Origin of the sequence: Allocoleopsis sp. (genome assembly GCF_036703385.1) — a bacterium.
In the GTDB taxonomy this organism is placed as follows: Bacteria; Cyanobacteriota; Cyanobacteriia; order Cyanobacteriales; family Coleofasciculaceae; genus Allocoleopsis.
On sequence record NZ_DATNPA010000574.1, the window covers coordinates 1 to 3,070 of the forward strand.

General features: G+C 46.1%; 3 protein-coding genes. 1 reads left to right on the top strand and 2 read right to left on the bottom strand.

The genetic code is table 11. The features are described 5' to 3' along the window. Positions 1 to 206: 206 nt before the first annotated feature. Both hpsP and V6C93_RS27900 read right to left on the bottom strand, forming a co-directional pair. Positions 207 to 1,385 carry a hormogonium polysaccharide biosynthesis glycosyltransferase HpsP gene (gene hpsP, locus V6C93_RS27895; protein WP_349262867.1) on the bottom strand — a complete coding sequence of 393 codons (1,179 nt, stop codon included), beginning with the start codon at positions 1,383 to 1,385 and terminating at the stop codon, positions 207 to 209. Positions 1,386 to 1,749: 364 nt separating this feature from the next. Next, entirely contained in the window at positions 1,750 to 1,911 is a 162-nt protein-coding gene (locus V6C93_RS27900) for a hypothetical protein (protein WP_333479935.1), read from the bottom strand. A gap of 351 nt (positions 1,912 to 2,262) precedes the next feature. Here V6C93_RS27900 and V6C93_RS27905 point away from each other — a divergent pair, with 351 nt between their 5' ends. Beyond that, positions 2,263 to 2,889: a hypothetical protein gene (locus V6C93_RS27905; RefSeq protein ID WP_333479936.1), complete on the top strand. Its 627-nt coding sequence runs from the start codon at positions 2,263 to 2,265 to the stop codon at positions 2,887 to 2,889. Positions 2,890 to 3,070: the final 181 nt, after the last annotated feature.

Sequence of the window (3,070 nt, forward strand, 5' to 3'; positions counted from 1 at the left end):
TTCAACTCATTAGTACCGCAGGGCTTGCGGGAAAGGAAACTGCCTGTGCAGACGATCTACCGGGGGTTGGTGAAAACCAATCTAGGCAAGTGTCAAAATCCCGTAAGGGAAGAACCAGGAAACCCAAGCCGTAAGGTTTGGAAGCCGGCGGCATAATCTTCTATTTGCCGCAGGAGGATGTCACATTGAAAAATACTGTCGCGGACTCATTGTTGATTTGCCAGAATCTGCCGATAAACCTGAATCGTCTGCTGAGCGATCGCATCCCAACTATAATTCCTCAAAGCATACTCTTGACCCTTCATTCCTCGGCGCTGCCGTTCCCCAGCATCCTGAAGTGACTCCCTTAACACCTGAGTCAGGGCATCTACCTCACAAGGGCAAATCCAACCGGCCTCAGCACCCTTGACGTCTTCCCAGATATGAACTTGGTCAGAAATCACCACAGGCGTTCCAGCAACCATTGCTTCCGCCACCGCAATGCCAAAGTTTTCGTAGTAAGAAGGGAGGACAAATAAGTCCGCATCTTGTAACAACGCCGCCTTCCACTCACCCGTAACAAAGCCCGTAATCGTACTGTGGGATGACAAAGGTGAAGCCTGAATCTGTTCCCGAATCTGATTTTCATAATCCGGATCTTGAGGATTTGTTCCTGCTAGAACAAAGTGAAAAATTAGCCCCTCTGCTATCAGTCTTACCAGCGCCGGAATCAGCAAATTCAGACCCTTTTTCGGGTCGATGCGGGACATAAACAGCACCAAAGGTTGGTTATCTGAAATACCCAACTGACGCCGTACTTCTCCTTTAGGGGGCATCACTGAGGGCGTCACTCCGAGTGGGATCACAAAATCTCGTGTCTGAGTCCCGAAACGCTCGGAAATCTTAGCCTCCTGAACACTGGTGAAATGAACTCCAGCCGCACCCGTCAAGTTGGGTTGTTCCAGCAGTAGGGCATAGATTTGCTTGAGCCGCCGCTTTTTCTGTAAATCAGCTGGGTCAAGCGTACCTAAGGGACGCAAAATATAAGGTAGCTTCTTGTGTCGTGCGATCGCAGCCGTTGCCGTACTGACTGGCGAGAAGAGAGCATGAATATGGGCAAGGTCAAATTCTGGAGCATGTTGCCAAAGCCAGCGCAACAAGTCGAGAGAAAACTTGTAGCGGCGGAAGGGAGAGCAGTGGAAGTGTCGCACCTGATAGCCATCCTGCTCTACGGGTTGATCCAGGGGAACATCCAGTGGGGGTTGTCCAGCATCCCCGTTCGAGTCAGTTGTCAGCACGGTGACTTCTACTCCTTGAGACGCCAACGCGGCTGAAAGCCCTTGTACCATCTGGCTAGGGCCACCGTAAACCAGAGAAATCGAAGGGACAATTTGTAAAATTCGCAGAGGTTTGCTCATCGATAGGGTATCTTCTTCAACGGAGGAACTGGGGTAGGAAAAGAGGGACTGGAAATTGAGTGAGGCTGGAACGCCGAAAGCAGGGCAAAGCTGGAGAATTCCTCAACTTACCTTCTTCCTAAAGCTCTGATACCCCTTCACGGCGAAATAAGTTAAAATTACCACCAGTAACCTGAATCAAGCCGTTAATCAGGCAAGGGTCACCCCCGATAAAGTATCTCAGGATCAGGCGAATTTTCGGCTCAGGCAGAAAGTAAGCAATCTGACCAAAATATAGTCCAATTTATTGGATAATCTGGAATAGGTTTGCCCTATCCTGGGAAACAGTGCAACCTGAGATATTGTATGGATTTCAGTCTTGGACGAAGAGGCTACCCGCCCCATTAACTGATGGACTCATGGATGAAGCGAGTGCAGGGACGAAACCATGAAGCAACGCAACGTCCAAAGGAATTGCTCCGGTCAGGACAATCCTGAAAGACAATCCGCCGAAGCGCAACTGAGAAGACTTCATGGGTAGATGTCTAATTGGTTCAGGAAATTTCCTGAGATAGATTGCCTTGTTTCAAAGCTAATCCTTGGGTGCTGTAATGTCCAAAACATTAAGAGAAAGTAATACTCTATCCTGAAAGCACACTCAGCCAATTGAATATTAGAAGAATTGCTGTGGTGAGCGGCACGAAATCTTATAGAGTTATTGTTACTAAGGGTCAGTAATCTTTCACCTGTTCAGGTACCCCAACGATGTGAAACTTTACACCCGAATCGAAAGATACATTGAGAAGGCTAATTCGTTAAAGAAGAGACTTTCTCGTTAGCCTGATTAATTTTTCATAAAAATTGCGTTTCCATCGGGAAAACTGCTATGCGCTTTTTATCAAAGCCCTCAAAATTTACTGGTATTTGTCTAATTTATCCCCTATTTTTACTAGTAACAGGATGTACTCTGTACACCCATGCTCAAGCAAGAGGAGTCAATTTCCAGCCCTCCAATTCAATAGCCTCATCTGATTTAAAATCAAAGTTAGGTTCCCGTCTTACTACCGAAGTCAACCCGGAACTAGCTTGGTTCAATTTGACAGATTGGATGTACCTGCTTAATCGCAGCGATCCCCATTCACCAGAAAGTGTTTTAGCTCACATCGTTGCCTCTATTTTTACGAGAGATACAGGCGCACTCGCTAGCAAAATGGGGAACTTATCGATGCGCTCTGGATTAGATCGATGGCTTACTGAAAAAGGCCAAGAAAACAAGAAGAAATTAGCCAGTTTTGATAGGTCTTCTCCTTGGCCTAATACGCTGACATTAGCAAGAGCCGAATCGTCAGCCAATGGAGAACAACGCATCTACTGGCTTAAAGGAACTGCGCGAACCTCAGAACCTGGTGTTTTTTATCCGATTGAATTTTCCATTCAATTGGTGAAAAATAATCAAGGTGAATGGTTGGCTAATGACTTTGAGGTCATCCCTCAGCAATGGGAACGTCGATAAAGAGAATATATAATATATAACGGGATATCTACCCGAAGACAAACATCGCTATCAGCAAGAGTAACTTTAATAGATTATTTTGATCCCCTTTGCCAATTTATTTGCAAAACTTTACCTTGTGGAAGCGATCGCACTCTACGACTGGAACAAAATTTCTACAGACGTTCTGGAGTAGACAATT